We start from the raw sequence: 22,118 nt of genomic DNA on the forward strand, positions 1-22,118 counted from the left end.
CGGTCAACCGATGCCGCGCTCCCTCCCCCGCCTGTCGCTGTTCGAGTGGAACGACTCGCCGTGGTCTCCCGGTCCGCTGCGCGAGCTCATCATCGAGTCGCTGAGCCGGACGATCCGGTGGGGCGGCATGCTGCGCGGCCTGATCGAGCCGTTCCGGCGCTTCCTCGCCGCCTCGGGGGCGACCGAGGTGATCGAGCTCGGCGCGGGCGCGGCCGGGCCGTCGGAGGTGCTCATCGGCGAGCTCCTGCGCGCGGGCGCGACGCCGCCGCGGTTCGTGCTCACGGACCTCCTGCCGCAGCCGGAGGCGTGGGCGGCCGCCGCCGCGCGGCACCCGTCGTTCGTCGCCTTCGAGCCCTCGCCGGTGGACGCGACGCGCATCCCGCCGGCGCTCGCCGAGGGCCGCGCGCGGCTGATGATGAACGCCTTCCACCACTTCTCTCCCGAGCTCGCGCGGGCGATCCTGGCCGACGCGGTGCGCGGTTCGTCCGGCATCTTCCTGTCCGAGGGGTTCGAGCGGACCCCGCTGGGGTTCCTGCCGATGGTCCCGGTCGGCGTCGCGGCGCTCGCCGCGAACCCGCTGCTCACGCGCCGCTCCCGGGCCGCCAAGGCGTGGCTCACGTGGGCGACGCCGATCGCCGCCGCGGCCAGCGTGTGGGACGGCGTGGTGAGCACGCTGCGCGTCTACTCCGAGGCCGAGCTGCGGGAGATGGTCGCCCCGCTCGGCGACGCGTTCACGTGGGAGTATGGCACCTACCGCTTCCCGCTCCTCGGTAAGGGGTACTACTTCTTCGGCGTGCCTGCGCGATGAGCTGGCGCCGAGGGCGCTCGGCGATCGCAGGAGCCTCCGACGAGCAGCTCACCGGGGATGGTGAGCCAGCGGTATTTTTGCGGCCGGGAAAGCCGGCCATTTTGTTGAAAAAAAATTGACCCGCTCCTCCCACCACCGCGCACAGGGGCGGAAGGTGGCGGCGCGGTGTCTCCGACGTCGTTCCATGCGGATTCGACGGCTTCTACCGCTCGGGAAAAGGGGCAAGACATGATGGCTTATCGACGGACCATGATGGCGGTATCGGCGCTCGTCGCCCTCGTGGCGGCGACGGCGTGTGCAGGAGGTACCGACGACGCTTCCTCGGACGGCGCAGGGACGGCGAGCGGCGGCGACGGGACGACGAGCGGCGGGACGACGAGCGGCGGCGACGGGACGACGAGCGGCGGCGACTTCGGGGAGGACCCAGGCGACATCGGGGGTAGCGCGAGCTCGGGCGGTGACCCGAGCGCGGGCGGCGACGCCTGCGGCAGCGAGCTCATCGCGATCGTGCGCGACTTCAAGGATACGCACCCGGATTTCGAGGTCCGGCCCGGGGAGGACCGGGGCATGGTGGAGGCTCAGCTCGGCGCGGACGGCAAGCCGGTCTATGCGGGCGGCGCCGAGGGCACGTTGACCACGAGCGGCAAGGAAGCCTTCGATCAGTGGTTCCGCGACGTGCCCGACGTGAACACCGCCATCCAGATATCCATCTCGCTCACGGACAACGGGAACGGCACGTCCACGTACGACGATACCGACTTCTTCCCGATCGACGACATGGGGTTTGGCAACGAGGAGCGGCGCCACAACTATCACTTCACGCTCGAGCTCCACACCACGTTTGAATACAAGGGTGGCGAGGTGTTCACCTTCTCGGGCGACGACGACCTCTTCACCTTCATCAACGGCCGCCTCGCGATCGATCTGGGCGGTATTCACAAGCCGGAGAGCGCGACGATCGACCTCGACGCGCGCGCGCAAGAGCTCGGCATCACCCCGGGCAACACGTACGCGCTCGACTTCTTCTTCGCCGAGCGCCGCACGACCGAGTCGAACTTCCGCATCGACACGTCCATCGGTTGCTTCACCCCGGTCGTCAACTGAGCTCGCTCTTCCGCTGACCCGGCGCGACCTGGCCCCACAGCGCCCTTCATTTCCCGCCGCCCGCGTTCCCCGGCTCACCGCCCCGCCCGCGCCGTACCCCGCCCAGCGGCTCGCGCCGACCGCCCCCCTTTCCCCCGGGAGCGGCGGCCGCTGCCACCTTGCTCGTGGTTCATCGCAACAGGTAGCCTAGGCAACGATGCAGGCCAGCGACCCGTTCGGCTGGATAGGGTCGATCATCGACGGCCAGTTCGCCGTCGAGGCGCTGGCGGGCGAGGGAGCGTTCGGCGTCGTCTACAGGGCCCGGCACCTCGGCTTCGACGCGCCCGTCGCCGTCAAATGCCTCAAGATCCCCACGGGCCTGAGCCCCGACCAGCAGGACGGCTTCCTCGCCAAGTTCCGCGAGGAGGCGCGCCTGCTCCACCAGCTCTCGCGCCGGACGATGGGCATCGTCCAGGCGCTCGACATCGGCGCCGCCGCCGCGCCGCGGGGGCCCTGGACCCCGTACATCGTCATGGAGTGGCTCGAGGGCGAGACGCTCGAGCAGGACCTCAAGCGCCGCCGCGCCGAGAACGTCGCGCCGCGGAGCCTCGGCGAGGCGATCAAGCTCCTCGCGCCCGTCGCCTCCGCGCTCGCCGTCGCGCACGACGGGAACGTCTCGCACCGCGACGTCAAGCCGGCCAACCTGTTCCTGCTCGGCGATCGCATGAAGGTGCTCGACTTCGGGCTCGCCAAGGTCTTCTCCGAGACACCCAAGTTCGCCGAGGCGCTCGTCCAGACGGGACGAACGTTCCGCGCCTTCACGCCGCAGTACGGCGCGCCGGAGCAGTTCAGCCCGCGGTTCGGCGCCACCGGGCCCTGGACCGACGTCTACGCGATGGCGCTCATCCTGATCGAGGTCGCCAGCGGTCAGCCCGCGCTCTGCGGCGCCGACGTCATCCAGCTCTTCGTCGCGTCGAGCGATGAGGCGATCCGGCCGAGCCTCCGCGCCCGCGGGGTGAACGCGAGCGTCGACGTCGAGGCGGTCCTCGGCCGCGCGCTCGCGATCCACCCGTCGCAGCGCTTCCACAACCTCGGCGAGATGTGGTCCGCCCTGGAGGCGGCCCAGCGCGCGAGCGTCGTCGTTATCGCGCGCGACACCCTGCGCGCGCCCGCCTTCAGCCCGGGCGGCAACGACGACGATCCCGACGGGCTGCTCGACTTCGCCGCCGTCCACGTGCCGCCGCTGCCCCCGCCGCCGTCGCTGTCGCTGCCGCCGTCGTCGCGGCGGCCGCCGTCGCTGCCGCCGCAGTCGCCGCCGCGGTGGGCGCCGGAGAGCAGCGGGGTGAGGGGGACCGTGAACCCCGATCGCAGCGCGCCGAGGGGGCGCGCCGTCGTGCCGTTCGAGGGCGGCGAGCACCGGATCTGCACCGTCCTGTTCGCCGATCTGTCCGAGGTGAGCGCGCTCTCGTCGCGGCTCGATCCCGAGGACGTCAAGGACGTCGTCGACCGCTGCTACCAGGTGCTGGCGGAGCACGTCGAGCAGATGCACGGCGTCGTCGAGCGGCCGATCGGCGGGCGCGTCATGGCCGTCTTCGGCGCCCCCCGCTCGACCGACAACGACGCCGAGCGCGCGATCGTCGCGGCGCTCGGGGCGCAGGCCGCGATCCCGAAGCTCACGCTGCCGCGCGCGGCGCGCTCGATCCGCCTCTCGGTGCGGATCGGGATCACGACAGGGCGGGCCTTCGTCGGCACCGGCGGCTCGGCGCGCCAGGACCTCGCCGTCGTCGGCGACGCTGTCGACGGCGCCGCGCGCCTCCAGCAGCTCGCGCCGCGCGGCGCGATCGTGATCGGCCGCGACACCCACCGCCTCGTCCTCGGGCGCTTCCGGATGGAGCCCTTCGAGGGGCTCGCCGTCGTGGGCCGCGCCGCGCCCGAGCCCCCCGCGCGCGGCGCGGCGCTGCCGATGTACCGCGTGCTCGGCGAGGGCCCGCTCCACCACACGTTCGCCCTGCCCGATTTTCACGGGCTCGCGACGCGCCTCGTCGGGCGCGGCGCGGAGATGCAGCGGCTTTGCGATCTCGTCGAGACCGCCTTCCACGAGCGGCGGCCGCGGCTCGTCACGCTGGTCGGCGCGCCCGGCGTGGGCCGGACGCGGATGCTCGCCGAGCTCGTCGCGGAGCTCGGCGGCGGGGCGGAGCGCGGCGGGGCAGCGCGCGGCGGGGCGGAGCGCGGCGGGGCAGCGCGCGGCGGGGCGGAGCGCGGCGGGGCAGCGCGCGGCGGCTCCGGCCCCGAGCACGGCCTCGCCTCCGCGCTGCCAGGGGAGCCGTTCGTCCTCCCGGCGCAGTGCTCAGCGCTCGCGCAGGAGACGAGCTACGGGCTGGCCGGCACGCTGCTGCGCCGGTGGTTCGGGATCCACGAGGCCGATCCGGCGCAGGTCATCCTGCGGAAGCTGCGCCGCGGGCTGCGCTGGCTGCGGCTGCGCGCCGCGCGCGCCCGCGCCCGCGCCGAGCGCGAGGCCGCCGGCGCGGGGGTCCGGGCCGCGCTCGGGGGCGCGTCGCCCGTCGTCGCCCGCACGACGTCCGTCCCCCTGCGCGGGCCGATCAGCTCGACAGTGAGCGGGCGCAGGGGAGCCGGCGCCGTGCAGTACGAGGACGACGACGAGCTCGATCCGTCCCCGTCGCTGGCGAGGCCGCTCGGATCGAGCGATCTCGAGGACATCCTCGCCCGGCTGGCGGCCATCCTCGGCGCGCGGCCAGCGCCCGCCGGGCTCCTCGACACCGCGGCGCGCGGCAGCATCCTGGCGAAGCGCCGGATCGCGTCCGCGCTCGCGCACCTGGTCACGTTCGCGCTCGAGCGGACGCCGATGGTGATCGTCTGCGACGACCTCCAGTGGGCCGACGACGCGACGCTCGATCTGCTCGAGGAGCTCGTGGCGCACGCCGAGGGGCTGCCGCTCTGCGTTGTGTGCGCCGCGCGCCCCGAGCTCTACGAGCGCCGCCCGGACTGGGGCATCGCGAAGGAGGCCTACGTCCGCGTCGAAGCGCTCCCGCTCGCGCGGCGGCACGCGGAGGAGATGATCCGCGATCGGCTCCGCGGCGTCGCCGAGCTGAGCCCCGAGCTCGTGCGCGCGCTCGCCGAGCGCGCCGAGGGCAACCCGCGCACGGTCGAGGAGATGCTCCAGCACCTCGTTGACGCCGGCGCCATCGAGGCCGAGGGGGGCGCGTGGCGCGTGCGCGAGGACGCGCTGGGCACGCTGAGCCTGCCGCCGACGGTGCACGGCGTCGTCCAGGCGCGCCTCGACCGGCTCGACGCCGACGCGCGCGGGCTCCTCGCGCAGGCAGCGGTCGTCGGTCGGACCTTCTGGGAGGGCGCTGTCGAGCGGCTCCGGAACGACGCCCCGCAGGCGCGCTCGCCGATGTCGAGCGAGCGCATCCTCGCGGAGCTCCAGGATCTCGATCCGCCGTTCTCGGTGCGCCACGGCGGCGGCGCGTCCACCGGCGAGCTTCTCGCGCGCCTGTGCGAGCGCCAGCTCATCCGGCTGCGCTCCCCCGCGACATTCCCGGGCGAGCGCGAGTACGTCTTCGCGGAGCAGGCGACGTGCGAGGTCGCCTACGAGATGCTGAGCCTCAAGATCCGTCGGCGGATCCACCTGCTCGTCGCCGACTGGCTAGAGCTCCGCGCGCCGGGCGACGAGGGCGCCGCCCTGCTCGCCCACCACTACGATCGGGGCGGCGATCTGCGGGCGGCGGCGGCGGCGTACGCCCGCGCCGCGACGTACGCCGCCGCGATCGGCGAGGGCGCCGAGGCGGCGCGCCACGCGGCGCGCGCCCGCGAGCTGCGCGAGGAGTTCGAGGCCGACGAGGCGTAGCGCCGGGCCGCGTCGACGCGCGGCGCCCCGCGCGCGCCCCGGGCTCCGCGCGTCAGCGCTTGCCGTGCCGCAGCCTCGGCAGGCGGGCGCCTGACACGAGCAGCGCGTGGCGCAGGGCGTCCTCGAGCTCGGCGAAGGTCTCGAACGTCCGCGCGTCGCTGCCGAGCTCCACGATCGCCTGCGCGACCCTCGGGGAGATGCCGGAGATGAGGCAGCGGCTGCCGAGCAGGCTCGCGGCGCGGGCGACCTGGAGCAGGTGGTCGACCGTCGGCGCGTCCACGTCCTCCACGCCGGTCAGATCGAGCACGGCGAAGTGAGCCTGCGTGCGGACGACCTCCCCGAGCAGCTTCTCCATGATCTGCGTGGCCCGGCCGCTGTCGAGCGCGCCGATGATCGGCAGCACGAGGACGCCCTCCCACGCCTGGATGATCGGCGTCGAGAGCGCGCGGATCGCCTCCTGCTGCTGGCGCAGGACGCTCGCGGTCCGCTCGCGCTCGGCGTTCTCCTCGGCGAGCAGCCGGTTCTTGCCCTCGAGCTCCTCCGCGTACGACTCGAGGCGCTCGATCGACTGGCGGAGCTGATCCTCGAGCCGCCTGCGATCGGTCGTGTCCCGCATCGTCACGGCCACGCCGGCCTGGATCGGCACGACGTGGTGGTGCACCCAGGCGCCCGGGCGCGACGGCTGGCCGGGCGGCGCGGGCAGGAGGACCTCCTCCTCGAGCGGCGCCCCCCTCCGGACGACGCGCAGGCACCTGTCGAGGAGGACGCCGGCCTCGGGCGAGTGACCGAGCTCCGACAGGCGCTGGCCGAGGAGCCCCTCGCGCGGCATCGAGAGCATCGCCGCGGCGCGCGCGTTGAGCCCCGTGATCACGAAATCGGCGACCTCCTCGCGCTCGTCGCGCCGGGAGATCATCGTGAGGAAGGCGTCCATGCTGGCCTCGACGGCGGCGTGGAACCGCACCTCGCTCTCGCGTCGCTGCTCCTCGGCGCGCCGGCGATCGGTGATGTTCTCCGCGACGATGAGCAGGTTCGTGGCGTCGCCGGCGCCCGGGATCGTGCTGACGTGGTTCGCGTACCACGCCGGCTCGCCGTTCGCCCCGAGGCCGACCGCCTCGTACTGCGCCCGTCCGCCGGTCTGGAGCACGGTCTCCAGCGCCCGCCTCACCGTGTCGTGGTGCTCCGGCGACGTGAAATCGTAGAGGCTCCTGCCGACGATCTCCTCGCTCCGGAGCACCGGATACAGCCGGTTCACGGAGACGATCCTCGCGTCCTTGTCGGCCACGATCAGGATGTGGGGGATGCCTTCGTACAGCGCGCGCAGCTTCTCCTCGGAGTCGCGGAGCGCCAGCTCGGCGCCCTTGCGTCGCGTCACGTCGCGGGCGACGAAGTAGACGAGCCCCTCGTCGAGCGCGAGCATCGCGTTCCACTCGAGCCACCGGTACGAGCCGTCCTTGCAGCGGAAGCGGTTCTCGTAGGTCAGCGTCTGCGCGCCCGTCGAGAACGTGTCGGTCTCGGAGAGGGTGCGCGCCTTGTCCTCGGGGTGGAGGAAGTCGACGTACGGCCGGCCCATCAGCTCCTGGCGGCTGAAGCCGAGCGTGCGCTCCCACGAGGGGCTGAGCTCCTTGAACCGCCCGTCGAGCGTGGCGGTGCCGAGCATGTCGACGGCGAGCGCGTAGAGCCGCCGCTGCTCCTTGTCCTCCTCGCGCACGACGGCGCGCAGGACCGGCCCGGCGCCGTCGGCGAGGGCGAGCCGCGCGAGCTGCGTATCGCCGTGGACGAAGCCCCCGCCCGGGCGCCGGTAGAGCCAGCGGAACCGCTGCGGCTCGCCGCGGCTCGCCGCCTCGATCTTCTGCTTCAGCCCTTCTGCGGAGGCCTGGCCATCGGGCTGGAGGAGCGGCGACAGGTCCGCGAGCTCGCGCCCGAGGAGGCCCTGCTCGGGCCCCGAGAACAGCCGCGTCGCGCCCGGGTTCGCGTCGATCACGCGGCCGTTCTCGAGGAGGAAGAGCGCGTCCTCGGCCGCGTCGAACGCGGCGCGGTAGAGATCTCGGTGGCTCATTGTCGGCGCCGTCCACTGTCAGGAGCGCCACGCTGCTGGGTTGTCCTCTCGACCTCGATCGCCAATCCGCACCTCGAGCGGCCGCCGTCCCCACCGCTCGGTCGCTGCCGCAACGGCCCATTGTGCAGGAACCCCCGCTGGAGTCGAGATCGATGCGCCGCGCAGCTCGCCCGTGCGCCTCGTCGCGCGCTGTTGGCTGCCCGCCATCTGTCTCCGACTATCTTCCGTCTGCCTTCCGTCTGCTTTCCGTCTGCCCCGACGACCTGTCGCGCGTCGCGCGCGCCGTGGTAGCGTGGGTGTGTGTCGGGGAGGTTTCCTTCTGCACGGCCTGCTGGCGGGCGGCCGGCGCGCGGCGTGAGGGGCGCGCGATGATCTCCGAGGCGTGCGGGCTCTGTGCGTGGCCGGCGAGCCTCGTGGTCGAGGACGTCCAGCGGCACAAGAGCGCGCTCATCGACGTGGCGTTGCGGATGCGCGCCGACGGCAAGGAGCCGCTCGCGCGCGTGGCCTTCCGGGGCGCGCTGTACTGGCAGCGGTGGCTCCTGACGAAGGAGCCTGGGCTTCACGAGGAGGCGCGCGTCGTCTCCGGGCTCGAGTTCGCGCGCGAGGCTGGCGACTGGAAGGAGGCCGATCTGCTCGTCGCGCACGCCGACCGGTCGAGCGCGCTCGCGGAGCTGCCGTTCGTCGAGCACTGGAAGAAGCTGGTGGCGCAGCACTTGCCGGAGCAGGTCAGCGACGAGCAAGAGCTCGAGGAGGCGTTCCAGGAGTTCCGCCGCCACCCCAGCGAGCAGGCTGCGGAGGGCGTGCGTCGTTGCGCGACCGCGATCGCGCCGCTCGGCTCGCCGGTCCCTGTGCACACCATCCTCGCGCGTGTCGCGACGGGTCTCGGTCAGACCGACGAGGCCGAGTTCCACCTCGCCGCGCTGGTCGTCTGCCGCCCGCTCTGGATCCCCTACGTCGTCCAGCTCGCCGAGCACCAGGCGAAGCTCGACCTCCCCCGCGCCCTCCGCACGATCGAGGCCGCGCGCCGCCTCTTCGGCCCCGACTTCTGGCTGCCGCTGTAGCTCTCGCTCCCTCGACCGAGGCGCGCCAGCCGGCTCAGGCCAGCGCCAGCGTCCTCATCCACCCGCTGATCCGCGTCCCCGCCGGCTTGGGCCACCCCATCCGCGCGAACCGCTCGAGCAGCTGCGGCGTGTGGTCCCCCGTCCGGCTGTCCTTGAAGGACGCCCGCGCCGCGTCGAGCTCCCGCGCCGCCTCGTGGAACCGCCCCTCGTGGTACGCGAGCCACGCGAGCGTCAGGTGCCGGTGCTGCCGCGGCTCGGCCTCGGCGAGCGCCACCGCCTCGCACGCCATGAGGTGCTCCCGCGCCTGCTCCGCGTCCCCGCGGTGGAGCGCGATCTGCGCGAAGAGCAGCCGCGCCTCGACGAGCCCCCACGGGTCCGCCAGCGTCTCGTAGATCCTGCCGGCCGCGAGCGCGTGATCCTCGGCGAGCTCCGGCGCGCCCGCGTCGAGCGCCACCATCGAGAGCAGCCGCTCGCACCCGGCCTCGCCGCGCGGGTTCGCGAGGTCGCGGAAGCTCTGCCGCGCCGCGAGCGCGCCCTCGCGCGCCGCATCGAAGCGCCCGAGGCGGTGATCCACGTGCGAGAGCGTCAGGTCGCACTGCGCGAGCCCGAGCCGGTAGCCGATCGCGTCGAAGTCGGCGCGCGCCGTCGTGAGCAGCGTCCGCGCCGCCTCGGACAGCGCCCCGGCCTGCTCGACCATGCTCTGCAGGAGCAGGCACTGCGCCCGGCCGAGCCGATCGCCGACCTCCAGGAACCGCGCCTCGCCCGACGCGAGCACCGCCCGCGCCCGCGTGTGCTCGCCGAGCTGGTAGTCGATCTCCCCGAGCAGCACCTCGCACTGCGCCTGCCCGTGGCGGTGGCCGATCTCGTCGAAGATCGCGTGCGCGCGCGCCACGAGCCGCCGTCCCTGCGCCTCCGCGCCGACGTCCGACGCGATGTGCCCGAGCAGGCGCAGGCAGTGCGCCTGGTTCTCCCGGTCGCCCGCGTGCTCGAAGATGCGCCGCGCCTCCTCCGCGTCGCGCCGCGCCTCGTCGAGGCGGCCCGCCAGCCGCAGCGCCTCCGACCGGAAGCGGAGCTGCGTCCCGAGCCGCGTCCCGGTCAGGATGGGTCGCGTCTCCACGCCGTTCCGGAGCCCCGGGCGCGAGTCGCTGCCCGACAGCTTGCCGTCGAGCACAGCGAGATCGCGCAGCGTCGCCGAGATGTCGCGCGAGCTCTGCCAGTGCGCCGCCACGTGCGCGTGCATGAGGTCCGCCGCCTCGTCGGTGTCGCCGGCGCGCAGCAGGTTGACCACCCGGTGCCGGAGGATGCGGCGGCTCGACGCCGCCGGGTGCGCCCCGAGCGCGTCGGCGGCCGCGCGGAAGACGCGCGCCGCGTCCGGCTCGAGGAAGAGCTGCGAGAGGAGGTGCTCCTGGAGCAGCGCGTGCGGCCAGCGCAGCCGGTCGCCCACCGCGAGGAGGATCTGCGCGCGCTGCATCGCCGCGATCGCGCGATCCGCGGGCAGGTCGAGCGCGTCGAGCAGCGCGCGCAGGATCTCGCGCCGGATGTCGCCGCCGAGCGCCGCCGCGGCGCGCGCGCCGCCCCGGAGATCGGCGGGCAGCGCCGCGAGCCGCTCCTCCCAGAGGTCGGCGGTGGTCGACGCCTGCACCGCCATCGACCCGCGCGGCACGAAGTACTTGCCCGCCCGGAGCTGGAGGTGGCCGCCGCCCGCCCACGCGTGCAGGAGCTGCAGCGCGAAGAGCGGGTTCCCCTTGCACCGCGCCGTCGCCGCCTCGGCCGCCGCGTCGTCGAGCGGCAGCGTCTCGCGGAGCAGCGCGTGCGTCTGCGTCGGGTTCAGCGGGGCGACGTCGAGCCGCTCCCCGCCGTACGCCGCGAGCGCGCCCTCGATCCGCCGCGCCGCCGCCGGATCGCACTCGACCGCCTCGCTCCGGACGGTCGCCACGACGAGCAGGCCGAGGTTCGGCGCGTCGCGGTGGAGCGTCAGGAGCCCCTCGAACGTCGTCGACGAGGCGTAGTGCAGGTCATCGAGCCACAGCAGCACCGGCCGATCGCGGCCGATCCGCTCCAGCGTCTTGCGGATGATCAGCCAGCGGAGCTCCGGGCGATCCAGGCGGAAGCGCTTCCCCGTCGGGCCGACCGCCTCGCTGCCGGGAGGCGACGGCTTGATCCACTCGGCTGTCGCGGCGACCCACGTCTTGCCGACCTCGTCCTCGGGCGGGACCTCCCAGAGGTTCATCAGCACCTTCTCGACGATCTCCCGCTCCGCCCGCTCCAGCCGGTAGTGCTGGGTCACCGCGCCGAGCACGCCGTCGAGCGGCGCCGCGATCCGCCGGTAGCGCGCGCGGAGCGGCACCATGAGCGCGCGCTCGTGGACCTCCTCGCAGAGCCACTCGGCCAGCCGGCTCTTGCCGACGCCGGCCTCGCCCGCGAGCAGGACGAACCGGTGCATCGCCTTCGGCGCGTCGACCATCTCGGCCACGACCTCCATGAGGCGCGCCCGCTCGCCGGTGCGCGCCACGAACGGGCTCGGCCGGAGAGCGAGCAGGCCCGTGGTGGTCACGGACGGCGGCGGATCGTCGTCTGGAGGCTCGATCAGCTCGGGCGTGAGCAGCTCCTTGCGGCTCGGGGGCAGCCGGCCGCTCGTCAGGAGCGCGATCGGCAGCGGCGTGGCGATCGCGTTCACGTCGCTGCGCGGCTCGAAGCGCTTCCAGACCCGCCGCGCGTCGCCCGCGAAGTCGAACCGGTGCCACGGCCGCTTCGCGAGCAGCCGCTTCGCGAACTTGGCGACGTCGCCGGGCACCTCCGGCGGCAGCGGCAGATCCGGGATCGGCGCGCTCCGGTGCTGCTGGAGGAGCTCCTCGTTCGTGCCGTCGTAGACCTCGCCGCCGGCGAGCAGCGCGTAGAGGATGCAGCCGAGCGCGTAGAGATCCGTCGGAGGCCCGACGTGGGGCGCCGCGAAGCGGATCTGCTCGGGCGCCATCCAGCCCGGGGTGCCGGCGCCCCAGCGCACCGTCGGCTCGCTCTCCCGGGAGCCGTCGAGCCGGTGATCGATCCGGTCCTGGATCAGCCAGGCGAGCCCGAGGTCGAGCACGTGCACGATCGGCGGCTCGCCGCCGTGCTGCAGGTCGACGAGGACGTTCGACGGCTTCAGGTCGCCGTGGATCACGCCGCGCGCGTGCGCGTGCGCCAGCGCGCCGAGGACCTGGTCGATGGCGCTCCAGATGATCGGCCAGGGCAGGGGGTTCTCGAGCCGCGCGAGGTAGAGCCACTCGTGGAGCGATCGCCCCGGGACGGCGTCCATCACGAGGTACGGCGTTCCGTTCGCGAGCGCCCCGAAGTCGCGGGCCTTCACGAGCGCCGGGTGCGAGAGCCCGGCGAGCGCGCGGGCCTCCTCCTGGAACCACCAGGCGTCCTCGGGGCGCGCGCCTGTGCCCGGCCGATCGAGCAGCTTCACCGCGACGCGCTCGTCGATCACGAGATCGCGGCAGAGATAGACGACGCCCATGCCGCCGCGACCCAGCTCGCGACGGACCTGATAGCGACCGGCCAGGATGGTGCCCGGTAAAAAGCCTTCTTCGGACATGGCGGAGAGCGGTCCGATGATAGCCGTGCCGGCCGGGCCCGGTAGGCACATCTCGCCGGGGTGGCCCCGGGGCGCTCGGCCCCAGTTCGTCGTGTCGCGCCAGCGCAGCGATGCTAGCTTCCGGCCATGGATGCCGCTGTTCGCGTGCTCGCGTTCGCAGGCGCGAGAGATGTCCTCGGCGCCGGAGAGGTCGCGCTGCCGCTCGCCGGCCCCTGCACGGCGGCGGAGCTCCTCGACAAAGTCTGCGCCCGATATCCTGGGCTCACTCCCTACAAGGGCTCGATCCGGGTGGCCGTGAACGGCGTGTATGCGACGCCGAGCGATCCTGTAGGTTTCGGCGACGAGGTGGCGCTCATCCCACCTGTGGCGGGCGGCTAGGGAGACCCGCGAGGGACGACATGCCTTCTCCGACTGGCCTCGATCCGGCGCCCACCTCAGCAGACGCATCGGCCCTGAGGCGGCGCTCGTTGCCGCTCCTCGGCGGCGGCGGCGGGGCCGGGCGCCGCGCCGCCATGATCCCGTACCGGGACGGCGCCGTCGAGGCGCCCGGCGCGCGCGCGACGCCCCCGCCGCGGAGCGTGCGCATCTCCGTCACCGACCGGTGCGACTTCGCGTGCACCTACTGCCGCCCGTCGCGCCACGACGGCTACACCGACGGCCGGCTCATGACGCCCGCCTGGCGCACCCTGTTCGAGGCCCTGCGCGACGCCGGCGTCCGGCGGGTCCGCCTGACCGGCGGCGAGCCGCTGCTCCACCCCGACATCGTCTCCATCGTCGCGTGCCTCGCCTCGCTCGGCTTCGACGATCTGGCCCTCACCACGAACGCGTCGCAGCTCGCGCGGCTCGCCGGGCCGCTGCGCGACGCCGGGCTGCACCGCCTGAACGTCTCGATTGACACCCTCGATCCGCAGCGTTTCCGCGAGGTGACGCGCGGCGGTGACCTCGCCCGCGTGCTGGGGGGCCTCGACGCGGCGGTCGCGGCGGGCTTCTCCTCCATCAAGCTGAACACGGTCGTCCTCCGCGGGGTGAACGACGACGAGCTCGAGCGCCTCACGCTGTGGGCCTGGGAGCGGCGGATGATCCCGCGCTTCCTCGAGGTGATGCCGATCGCCGAGGGGGCCAGGCTCGTCGGCGAGCACCTCGTCACGGCGGCCGAGATGCGGGCGCGGCTCGCCGAGCACCTCCTCCCGGAGGAGGCGGTCACCGATCCGGGGCTCGGCCCGGCCCGGTACGTCCGAGCCCGCCGTGACCCGTCGCTCCGCGTGGGGTTCATCTCGGGCACGAGCGACACGTTCTGCGAGAGCTGCGACCGCCTGCGCGTCTCTTCGACGGGCGTGCTCCGGCCGTGCCTCGCCACGGACGACGGGGTCGACGCCTCGCTCGAGGCGAAGGCCGGCGATCGGGCGGCGATCCGCCAGCGCCTCGACGAGGCGTGGCGCCTCAAGCCGGACGGCACGGTGTGGAAGGGCTGCACCGAGGAGACGGCGTCCTCGGTGTCGATCCGCGCTATTGGCGGCTGAGGCGGCGTCTGACGCGCCGGCTGATCGGCGCGGCTCCGGGTCACGGTTCGGCTTCCGGTCCCGCGGCTCGCCGTGTCAGATTCCGGATCGATGTCGCGAACCCCCGAACAAACCGGCGAGGGCCAGGCGCTCTCGACCCACCTCTCCCCGAGCGGCGAGGCCCGCATGGTGCCTGTCGAAGGCAAGCCCGTCACGCACCGCCGCGCGGTCGCGTCGGGCGCCGTGCGCATGCGCCCCGAGACCATCGCGAGGGTCGCGCGCGACGACGCGCCCAAGGGCGACGTGCTGGCCGCGGCGAGGATCGCGGGGATCATGGCGGCGAAGCGCACGCCGGAGCTGATCCCGCTCTGCCACGGCATCGCGCTCACGCACGTCGCGGTCCAGCTCGACGTGGACGAGGCCTCCGCGTCGATCCGCGTGACCGCCGCCGCGGAGGCGCTCGATCGCACAGGCGTCGAGATGGAGGCGATGGTCGCGGTGAGCGCCGCGTGCCTGACGATCTACGACATGCTGAAGGGCATCGACCGCGAGATGGTGATCTCGGAGATCAAGCTCCTCGAGAAGAGCGGGGGCCGCTCCGGCCACTTCCAGAGGAGCGCGCCGTGAGCCGGATCCGCACCGAGCCGCTCCGCCTCGACGAGCTCATCGCCGCCGTGTCCCACCCCGGCGCGGGCGGTATCGCCACGTTCCTCGGCGTCGTTCGCGACGTGAACGACGGCCGGTCCGTCACGCTGCTCGAGTACGAGGCCTACGGCACGATGGCCGAGGCCGAGCTCGAGCGGATCCTGGCCGAGCTCGCCGCGGAGATCCCCGGCGTGCGCGTCGCCGCGACGCACCGGATCGGCGCGCTCCGGATCGGCGACGTCGCCGTGGCCTGCGCCGCGAGCGCGCCGCACCGGGGCGAGGCCTTCCGCGGGTGCCGCCTGCTCATCGATCGCATCAAGGCGCGCCTGCCGATCTGGAAGCGCGAGCACGGCCCTGACGGGCCTTACTGGGTCGGCTGGGAGGACGCCCGCTGCGGCGGCGAGCACGAGGAGCACCACGGGCACGCGCACGGCCATGGCGGCGCGGCGCCGCCGGGCGACGGCTAGCGCACCCGCAGGCCTGGCGGCGGGGGCCGCGTGGAGAGCGGATCGTTCTCCTTCAGGCGGTTGTTGTGCCGGATGTCCGTCCCCTTCACGAGGAACACCACCGACTCGGCGATGTTCATCGCGTGATCGGCGATGCGCTCCAGGTACTTCGCGATCGACTGGATGCGCGTGGCCCTGTACACGGTGCTCGGGTCGCGGCTCATCGTGTGGAGCACCTCCTGGAAGATGCGGGCGTAGTGCTCGTCGATCACGTCGTCGCGCGTGAGGAGCTCCTTCGCGCGATCGCAGTCGCGGGCGACCAGCGCGTCGAGCGCCTCGTGCACCACCTCGATCGCCTCGTCCGATAGGCCCTGCAGCTCCGCCGCCGGCGCGAGCGGCGGCTCCTCGTTGAGCTCTTGCACCCGCTCGCAGACGTTCACCACGAGGTCGCCGATGCGCTCCAGGTCGGTGACGATCTTGAGCGCCGTGGTGACGAAGCGCAGGTCGGAGGCGACGGGCTGGCGCGTCGCGAGGATCCTCATGCACAGCTCGTCGACCTCGCACTCCAGGCTGTTGATCCGGCGGTCGAGCCGGATCGTCGCCTTGGCGAGGCCCGTGTCGCGCGTCGCGAGCGCGGTCGAGCCTTTCTGGATCATCTCCTCGACCAGGCTGCCCATCAGCAGCAGCTTCTCTCGCAACGTCCGTAGCTCGTGCTCGTAGACCTTGCTCGTGTGCGACGTCGGCATGAATCTCCCCGCTCCCCTCAGCCGAACTTACCGGTGACGTAATCTTCGGTCTTGCTTTCCTTGGGGTTGGTGAAGATGGTCTGCGTCCTGTCGAACTCCACCAGATCCCCCATGTAGAAGAAAGCCGTGTAGTCAGAGCACCGCGCGGCCTGCTGCATGTTGTGTGTGACGAGCACGCAAGTATACCGCTGCTTCAGCCCGTCGATGAGCTCCTCGACGCGCGCGGTCGCGATCGGGTCGAGCGCCGAGCACGGCTCGTCGAGGAGGATGACCTCGGGCTCGACGGCGAGCACGCGCGCGATGCAGAGCCGCTGCTGCTGGCCGCCGGAGAGCGAGAGGCCGGACTGGTCGAGCTTGTCCTTCACCTCGTCCCAGAGCGCGACCTGGCGCAGGCACTTCTCGACGAGGCCTGTAGGGTCCTTCACGGAGTTGCCGTTCAGCTTGTGGCCGGCGAGGACGTTCTCGCGGATCGACATGGTGGGAAACGGGTTGGGCTTCTGGAACACCATGCCGACGCGGCGCCGCAGCCGCACCGGGTCGACGGCCTTGTCGTAGATGTTCACGCCGTCGATCATGACGGAGCCCTTCGCCGTGGCCCCGGGCACCTGCTCGTGCATCCGGTTGAGGCAGCGCAGGAACGTCGATTTGCCACAACCGGACGGCCCGATCACCGCCGTGACGTGGCGATCCGGGATGTCCAACGTGATGTCGTGGATCGCGTGGAATTTGTGGAAATAGGCGTTCAGCCGGGTGACGCTGATCTTCGCTGGCGGCGCCTGGGGCTCGGGCTCGACGGAATGGCCGTCGATGCCGTTGGCGTCGAGCCCTCTGCGGCGCTGACCGATCTGTGCATTGTGCGGCGAGTCGAACGAGCTCATCGAGTGCCTTTAACGCGCCTTGACGCTCCGGGACGTGACGATGCGGGCGAGCAGATTCAGGAAGAACACGATGGCGATCAGCACGAGCGCGCCAGTCCAGGCCTCCTGCTGCCACTTCGCGTAGGGCGACGTCGCGTTGCGCCAGATCTGCACGGGCAGCGAGGCGATGGGGCGATCGACGGCGACGCTCCAGTACTGGGAGCCGAGCGCGGTGAGGAGCACCGGCGCGGTCTCGCCGGCGATGCGGGCCACGGCGAGCATCACGCCGGTGCCGATGCCGGGAGAGGCCGTGCGGAGCACGACGAGGAGGCTCGTGCGCCACTCCGGGACGCCGAGGGCGAGCGACGCCTCCCGGAGGTGCGCGGGCACGAGCTTGAGCAGCTCCTCCGTCGTGCGGGTCACCGTCGGGAGCATCACGATCGCGAGCGCGATGCCGCCGGCGAGCGCGGAGAACTGCTTCATCGTGACCACGACGAGCGCGTAGATGAACACGCCGATGGTGATCGACGGGACGCCGCCGAGCACGTCCGCGATGAACCGGATGGCGCTCGCGAGCTTGCCCCGGCCGATCTCGGCCAGGTAGATGCCGGCGAGGATGCCTGTCGGGAGCCCGATGCAGGAGCCGATGGCGATCAGGATGAGCGTGCCGACGACGGCGTTGCCCATGCCGCTCCGCTCGTCGCCGACCGGCTTCGGGAGCTGGGTGAAGAAGTCGAGGGACAGCCCGCCGATGCCCTTGCTGACGACGTAAATGAAGATGAGGAACAGCGGGACCAGGACGACGACGGCGCTCGCGGCGCAGAGCCCTTCGAAGAAGTAGCCGCGGGCGCGGCGCAGGCGCTCGCCGGGGGCCGGCGCGAGCAGCGTGCGCCGGGGGGCGCTGGACGGCCTGGCGACGGGGGGAGGGGTCGTGCTGCTCATGCGCGTCGCTCCAGCTGGCTCTTCGTCGAGCTCACCAGCCATCGGGCGAAGAGGTTGAGGAGGAGGGCGACCCCGAAGAGGAGCAGCGCGATCTCGGAGAGCGCCGACACGTACATGTCGCTCGTCGCCTCGACGAACTCGTTCGCGATGACGCTCGACATCGAGTACCCGGGGTGGAGGATCGAGGCGCTCACCTTCGGGACGTTGCCGATGAGCATGGTGACCGCCATGGTCTCGCCGAGCGCCCGGTTCAGCCCGAGGATGATGGCCCCGATGATGCCCGAGCGCGCGGACGGCAGGACCGCGTAGCGGATGGTGTCCCAGGCCGACGCGCCCAGGCCGACCGCCGCCTCGCGGTGGAGCTGGGGCACCGCCTGCATCACCTCCCGCGACACCGACGTGATCGTGGGGACGATCATGATCGCGAGGATGACGCCCGCGGCGAACATGCCGAAGCCGAGCGGCGGGCCCTCGAAGAGGGGCAGGTAGCCGAAATACTTGATGAGGACCGGCTCGACGGTGTCCCGGAGCCAGGGGCGGAGCACGGCGATGCCCCAGAACCCGTAGACGACGCTCGGGATCGCCGCGAGCAGCTCGACCATGAAGCCGAGCGGCCTGCGGATCCGGTGGGGCGCCAGATCCGACAGGAAGATCGCGAGGCCGAGCGAGACGGGGACCGCGAGCGCGATGGCGATCAGCGACGTGACGATCGTGCCGTAGATGAACGGGAGCGCGCCGAACTGCTCGCGCGCGGGGTCCCACACGGTCCCGGTGAGGAACCCGAGGCCGAACTTGTCGATCGAGAGCCGCGATGACCGGACGAGCTCCAGCACCATCAGCAGGGGCACCGCGAGCACCGTCAGGCCGAACACCGTCAGGATGGCGCGGAACGCTCGGTCTGCGCCGCGCGCCCCGCCCGCCGCGTCGCCTCCTGTCGGCGACGAGGCAGCTTGTTGCATCGGGACTTCTACCGTGCTCATGACCTACCTGCGCGCACCGCGGCGGCGACGCCCGGCGGAACCGCCGCTCGCGCCGCGCGCGGGCCTTCCTTCGGGGTTACTACGGGGCGAGCAGCGGCTTGCCGTCGGGGCCCACCAGCGCGGCGAGCTTCGCGTTGACCTTCTCCACGACGGCTGCGGGCAGCGGCGCATAGTGGAGATCGTGGGTGAACTTCTGGCCGTCCTGCATCGCCCATCTCATGAACCGGGCCAGCACCTTCCCCTTCGCGAGATCCTTCTGCTCCTGGTACGCGAGGAGGTAGGTGAAGCCGGCGATGGGATACGCGTCCTCCCCCTCGGCGTCCACGAGCGAGATCCGCAGATCGTCGGGCATCCTGGCGGCGGCGCCGGCGCCCGCGGCGGTCGTGCTCTCGAGCGACGGGGCGACGAACTTCCCGCTCTTGTTCCTGAGCGACGCGAACGTGAGCTTGTTCTGCATCGCGTACGCGAGCTCGATGTACCCGATGGCGGCGGGCGTGCTGGAGATGAGGGCGGAGACGCCGTCGTTGCCCTTCGCGCCGAGGCCACCCGGCCAGTTGACGCTGGTCCCGGTCCCGGGGCCGCTCTTCCACTCCGGGCTGACCGCGCTCAGGTAGTCGACGAAGATCTTGGTCGTGCCGCTCCCGTCCGAGCGGTGGACCGTCGCGATGTCCTTCTCGGGGAGCTTCACGTCCGGGTTCTCCTTCTGGATGGCCGGGTCGTTCCACTTCTTGATCTTGCCGAGGAAGATTTGCGCGGCGGCGTCCGGCGTGAGCTTCAGGCCCGACGGGATGCCCTCGAGGTTGTAGGTCAGCACGACAGCGCCCAGGCACGTCGGCAGGTGGAGGATGCCGGCCGCCTTCGCGAGCTGCTCCTCGGTCATCGGCGCGTCGGTGGCGCCGAAATCGACGGTCCGCTCGGTGATCTGCCGGATCCCGCCCCCGGAGCCGATCGACTGGTAGTTGATCTTGACCTTCGCGTTGGTCTTCTGGAACTCGGAGATCCACTTCGTATAGAGCGGGTATGGGAACGTCGCGCCCGCGCCCGTCAGCGCGATCTCTCCATCGGCGGTCGGCTGGGGTCCGGCGCTCTTGTTCGAGCCGGGGAGCGAGCCGGTGTCCTGCGGGGCATCGGAGCGACCGCATGCCGCGGTCACGGTCAACATCGCGAGGGTGAGCAGAGTTCGAGTCATGCAGCCTCAGGCGTAGTCGAGCTCTGTGACAGCCGCGTGACAGCGAGGTGGAACGGAGAGCACCGCTCTTTCCCGGCTTTGCAAGGTTGCAAGGTCACGCAGCGCGCGCGAGGCGGACGGTGAACTGGGTGCCGCGGCCGATGGCGCTCTCGACCTCGATCGAGCCGTTCATCAGCTCGACCAGGTGCTTGACGATGGCGAGGCCGAGCCCCGTGCCGCCGAGGTCGCGCGAGCGGCCGGCGTCCACGCGGTAGAACCGCTCGAAGATGCGGCCCAGGTGGTGGGGCGGGATGCCGGGGCCGTCGTCGGCCACCGCGATCGTCACCTGCTGGTCGGCCGACCGCGCCTTCACCAGGACGTGGGCGCCCTCGCCGGCGTACTTGATGGCGTTGTCGAGCAGGTTCATGAGCACCTGCTCGAGCGCGCGTCGGTCGCACCGCGCTGGCGGGAGGGCGGCGGCGTCGACCGTCACGGTGATCCGTCGCCGCCGCGCCGACTCGCCGAGCAGGTGCGTCACGTGCTCGATGGCGGGGGCCACGTCGAGCCCCGACAGCGAGAGGCGGAAGCTCTTCGCCTCGATCTTCGAGAGGTCGAGCAGGTCGTCGACGAGGTGGCGCAGGCGCTTCGCGTGCCGGTCGATCACGTCGACGAACTCGGCCGCCTCGTGCGGGTCCTGGAGCGCGCCGAGCTGCAGCGTCTCGGCGGCGGTGCTGATCGCGGTGACAGGGGTCCGCAGCTCGTGGGACACGTTGGCGACGAAGTCGGTCCGGATCGTCTCCAGCCGGCGGAGATCGGTGACGTCGTGGAACACAGCGATGAACCCCGGCTCGGTCGAGCCCCCGTCGTGGTCCGCGCCGCGCGCGTCGTGCGCATCGCGTGCGTCACGTGCGTCACGTGGGCAACGCGCCGGGCTCTTCCTGCGCGACACGCGCACGAGCAGCCGCCTGGGCAGCGTCCGCCCGAGCTCGACCTCGACGTCGACCGGCTCGTCCCGCTTGCCGGCGAGCTGGATCGCCTCGGTCAGCCGCGCGTTGCGGATCGCCTCGATCACCGATCGGCCGAGCGCGTCGTCGCCGAGGGGGGCCATCGCGCGCAGCGCCCGGTTGGCGAGGAGGATGCGCCCGTCGCGATCGAGCACGAGCACGCCCTCGCTCATGCCGTCGAGGATGCTCGCGAGCAGGTCGCGCTCCGTCCGGGCCTCGGCGATGGATCGGGAGAGCTCGCCCGTGAGGTGGTTCAGCGCGCGCGCGAGCTGGCGGAGCTCGCCCGAGCCGCGCAGGGGCGCGCGCGTCGACAGGTCGCCCTCGGACATGGCGAGCGCGGAGCGGGTCAGCCTCCGGATCGGGCGCGTGATGAGGAACGTGGCGGCGGCGCCGACCGAGATGGCGACGACGATCACGGCGCCCATGCCGATCAGCAGGGTGCGCCGCGAGCGCCAGACGGCCGCGTCGACGGCGGCGCGCGGGCTGTGCTCCGGGACCAGCGCCGCCTCCATGTCGCGCGCGGCGAGGCGCTCGATCGGGACGCCCGCGACGAGGAGGACGAGCACCGTCGCCCCCACGAGCTTCGCGCCGACGCCGAGCCGCCGCAGCGCGCGCATGGCGCCCTACGCGGCCTCGGGATCGGCGCGGAACCGGTAGCCGACGCCGCGCACGGTCTCGATGTAGTCGCCCGCGGCCCCGAGCTTCTCGCGGACGCGCTTCACGTGGGTGTCGACGTTGCGCGCGGTGACGTCGACGTGCGACCCCCACACCTCGTCGAGCAGGAGGTCGCGCGAGAGCACGCGGCCGCGGCGATCGTAGAGCATCATGAGCAGGCGGAACTCGAGCGCCGTCAGCGCGATCTCGTTCTCCTGCACCCAGGCCCGGTGCGCGGCCCGATCGACCCGCAGGATCCCGAAGTCGAACTTCTCCGGGGCTGACGTGGGGCTCTCCGACCGCTTCAGGATCGCCCGGGCGCGCAGGATGAGCTCCCGCACGCTGAACGGCTTGACCACGTAGTCGTCGGCCCCGAGCTCGAAGCCGACGATCCGGTCGATCTCCTCGCCCTTGGCCGTGACCATGATGACGGGGACCGCCGAGGTCTGCGGGTTCTGCTTGAGGCGGCGGCAGATCTCGGTGCCCGACATGTCCGGGAGCATCAGGTCGAGCAGGACGAGATCGAACCGCTCTTCCTTGACCGCTCGGAGCGCTGTCTCGCCGCTCCCGGCGGAGACCACATCAAACCCAGCCTGACGAAAGTTATAAGTAAGGACGCGCTGAAGGTCGCGCTCGTCCTCGACGATGAGCACGTGGCTCGGCATGGACGACGGGTGTAGCAGCGCATTGTGTCAGCTTGATGGCGATCGCGCGTGCCGCGCGT

General features: G+C 72.5%; 17 protein-coding genes. 8 read left to right on the plus strand and 9 right to left on the minus strand.

Features of this window, described 5'->3' with window-relative positions; genetic code table 11:
- The first annotated feature begins 10 nt into the window (after positions 1-10).
- The 3 genes from WMF42_RS14245 (at position 11) to WMF42_RS14255 (ending at position 5,759) form a co-directional block, all read left to right on the plus strand.
- Entirely contained in the window at positions 11-808 is a 798-nt protein-coding gene (locus WMF42_RS14245) for a hypothetical protein (RefSeq protein WP_437692444.1), read from the plus strand.
- Positions 809-1,036: 228 nt separating this feature from the next.
- On the plus strand, positions 1,037-1,912 hold the full coding sequence (locus tag WMF42_RS14250; protein WP_061609708.1) for a fibro-slime domain-containing protein: 876 nt from the start codon (positions 1,037-1,039) through the stop codon (positions 1,910-1,912).
- A 196-nt stretch (positions 1,913-2,108) separates the two neighbouring features.
- Positions 2,109-5,759, plus strand: a complete 3,651-nt coding sequence (locus WMF42_RS14255; RefSeq protein WP_437692446.1) for a protein kinase domain-containing protein — start codon at positions 2,109-2,111, stop codon at positions 5,757-5,759.
- A gap of 52 nt (positions 5,760-5,811) precedes the next feature.
- Here the strand turns inward: WMF42_RS14255 and WMF42_RS14260 are convergent, their stop codons facing one another.
- Positions 5,812-7,815, minus strand: a complete 2,004-nt coding sequence (locus tag WMF42_RS14260; protein ID WP_437692448.1) for a PAS domain S-box protein — start codon at positions 7,813-7,815, stop codon at positions 5,812-5,814.
- Positions 7,816-8,183: 368 nt separating this feature from the next.
- On the opposite strand from WMF42_RS14260, the gene WMF42_RS14265 reads away from it, so the two are divergent.
- Positions 8,184-8,876 (plus strand): hypothetical protein, encoded by a 693-nt coding sequence (locus WMF42_RS14265; RefSeq protein ID WP_061611876.1) that lies wholly within the window; start codon positions 8,184-8,186, stop codon positions 8,874-8,876.
- A gap of 34 nt (positions 8,877-8,910) precedes the next feature.
- Here WMF42_RS14265 and WMF42_RS14270 read toward each other — a convergent pair whose 3' ends face one another.
- Complete coding sequence (locus WMF42_RS14270; RefSeq protein ID WP_199694115.1) at positions 8,911-12,453, minus strand: serine/threonine-protein kinase; 3,543 nt, start codon at positions 12,451-12,453, stop codon at positions 8,911-8,913.
- A 126-nt stretch (positions 12,454-12,579) separates the two neighbouring features.
- On the opposite strand from WMF42_RS14270, the gene WMF42_RS14275 reads away from it, so the two are divergent.
- From WMF42_RS14275 to WMF42_RS14290, 4 genes are all read left to right on the plus strand, one after another.
- Positions 12,580-12,831 (plus strand): MoaD/ThiS family protein, encoded by a 252-nt coding sequence (locus tag WMF42_RS14275; protein ID WP_061611874.1) that lies wholly within the window; start codon positions 12,580-12,582, stop codon positions 12,829-12,831.
- A gap of 89 nt (positions 12,832-12,920) precedes the next feature.
- Positions 12,921-13,973, plus strand: a complete 1,053-nt coding sequence (gene moaA, locus WMF42_RS14280) for a GTP 3',8-cyclase MoaA (protein WP_437692451.1) — start codon at positions 12,921-12,923, stop codon at positions 13,971-13,973.
- A gap of 90 nt (positions 13,974-14,063) precedes the next feature.
- Positions 14,064-14,579, plus strand: a complete 516-nt coding sequence (moaC, locus tag WMF42_RS14285) for a cyclic pyranopterin monophosphate synthase MoaC (RefSeq protein WP_437692453.1) — start codon at positions 14,064-14,066, stop codon at positions 14,577-14,579.
- On the plus strand, positions 14,576-15,064 hold the full coding sequence (locus WMF42_RS14290) for a molybdenum cofactor biosynthesis protein MoaE (protein WP_437692455.1): 489 nt from the start codon (positions 14,576-14,578) through the stop codon (positions 15,062-15,064). The genes moaC and WMF42_RS14290 overlap by 4 nt, the downstream gene beginning before the upstream one ends.
- Here the strand turns inward: WMF42_RS14290 and phoU are convergent.
- The 7 genes from phoU to WMF42_RS14325 form a co-directional block, all read right to left on the minus strand.
- Positions 15,061-15,789 (minus strand): phosphate signaling complex protein PhoU, encoded by a 729-nt coding sequence (gene phoU / locus WMF42_RS14295; protein ID WP_061611870.1) that lies wholly within the window; start codon positions 15,787-15,789, stop codon positions 15,061-15,063. The genes WMF42_RS14290 and phoU overlap by 4 nt on opposite strands.
- Positions 15,790-15,806: 17 nt before the next feature.
- The gene (pstB, locus tag WMF42_RS14300; protein ID WP_437692457.1) at positions 15,807-16,667 is read right to left on the minus strand and encodes a phosphate ABC transporter ATP-binding protein PstB; all 861 of its coding nucleotides are present in this window, start codon (positions 16,665-16,667) and stop codon (positions 15,807-15,809) included.
- Between the two features lie 9 nt (positions 16,668-16,676).
- Complete coding sequence (pstA, locus tag WMF42_RS14305) at positions 16,677-17,588, minus strand: phosphate ABC transporter permease PstA (RefSeq protein ID WP_437692459.1); 912 nt, start codon at positions 17,586-17,588, stop codon at positions 16,677-16,679.
- On the minus strand, positions 17,585-18,547 hold the full coding sequence (gene pstC, locus WMF42_RS14310; RefSeq protein WP_061611869.1) for a phosphate ABC transporter permease subunit PstC: 963 nt from the start codon (positions 18,545-18,547) through the stop codon (positions 17,585-17,587). The genes pstA and pstC overlap by 4 nt, the downstream gene beginning before the upstream one ends.
- A gap of 100 nt (positions 18,548-18,647) precedes the next feature.
- The gene (pstS, locus tag WMF42_RS14315) at positions 18,648-19,757 is read right to left on the minus strand and encodes a phosphate ABC transporter substrate-binding protein PstS (RefSeq protein WP_061611868.1); all 1,110 of its coding nucleotides are present in this window, start codon (positions 19,755-19,757) and stop codon (positions 18,648-18,650) included.
- 94 nt (positions 19,758-19,851) lie between these two features.
- On the minus strand, positions 19,852-21,357 hold the full coding sequence (locus tag WMF42_RS14320; protein ID WP_437692462.1) for an ATP-binding protein: 1,506 nt from the start codon (positions 21,355-21,357) through the stop codon (positions 19,852-19,854).
- Positions 21,358-21,363: 6 nt separating this feature from the next.
- Positions 21,364-22,059: a response regulator gene (locus WMF42_RS14325; RefSeq protein WP_061611866.1), complete on the minus strand. Its 696-nt coding sequence runs from the start codon at positions 22,057-22,059 to the stop codon at positions 21,364-21,366.
- Positions 22,060-22,118 lie beyond the last annotated feature (59 nt).

This window comes from Sorangium sp. So ce176 (assembly GCF_051519835.1).
Lineage (GTDB): Bacteria > Myxococcota_A > Polyangia > Polyangiales > Polyangiaceae > Sorangium > Sorangium cellulosum_G.

Excerpts from the sequence above, each read along its gene's own strand:
- WMF42_RS14275 (WP_061611874.1), top strand. The coding sequence starts at position 12,580 with ATGGATGCCGCTGTTCGCGTGCTCGCGTTCGCAGGCGCGAGAGATGTC.
- WMF42_RS14320 (WP_437692462.1), bottom strand. The coding sequence starts at position 21,357 with ATGCGCGCGCTGCGGCGGCTCGGCGTCGGCGCGAAGCTCGTGGGGGCG.
- moaC (WP_437692453.1), top strand. The coding sequence starts at position 14,064 with ATGTCGCGAACCCCCGAACAAACCGGCGAGGGCCAGGCGCTCTCGACC.
- pstC (WP_061611869.1), bottom strand. The coding sequence starts at position 18,547 with ATGCAACAAGCTGCCTCGTCGCCGACAGGAGGCGACGCGGCGGGCGGG.
- phoU (WP_061611870.1), bottom strand. The coding sequence starts at position 15,789 with ATGCCGACGTCGCACACGAGCAAGGTCTACGAGCACGAGCTACGGACG.
- WMF42_RS14260 (WP_437692448.1), bottom strand. The coding sequence starts at position 7,815 with ATGAGCCACCGAGATCTCTACCGCGCCGCGTTCGACGCGGCCGAGGAC.
- pstS (WP_061611868.1), bottom strand. The coding sequence starts at position 19,757 with ATGACTCGAACTCTGCTCACCCTCGCGATGTTGACCGTGACCGCGGCA.
- WMF42_RS14250 (WP_061609708.1), top strand. The coding sequence starts at position 1,037 with ATGATGGCTTATCGACGGACCATGATGGCGGTATCGGCGCTCGTCGCC.
- WMF42_RS14325 (WP_061611866.1), bottom strand. The coding sequence starts at position 22,059 with ATGCCGAGCCACGTGCTCATCGTCGAGGACGAGCGCGACCTTCAGCGC.
- WMF42_RS14255 (WP_437692446.1), top strand. The coding sequence starts at position 2,109 with ATGCAGGCCAGCGACCCGTTCGGCTGGATAGGGTCGATCATCGACGGC.
- pstA (WP_437692459.1), bottom strand. The coding sequence starts at position 17,588 with ATGAGCAGCACGACCCCTCCCCCCGTCGCCAGGCCGTCCAGCGCCCCC.
- WMF42_RS14265 (WP_061611876.1), top strand. The coding sequence starts at position 8,184 with ATGATCTCCGAGGCGTGCGGGCTCTGTGCGTGGCCGGCGAGCCTCGTG.
- WMF42_RS14245 (WP_437692444.1), top strand. The coding sequence starts at position 11 with ATGCCGCGCTCCCTCCCCCGCCTGTCGCTGTTCGAGTGGAACGACTCG.
- pstB (WP_437692457.1), bottom strand. The coding sequence starts at position 16,667 with ATGAGCTCGTTCGACTCGCCGCACAATGCACAGATCGGTCAGCGCCGC.
- WMF42_RS14270 (WP_199694115.1), bottom strand. The coding sequence starts at position 12,453 with ATGTCCGAAGAAGGCTTTTTACCGGGCACCATCCTGGCCGGTCGCTAT.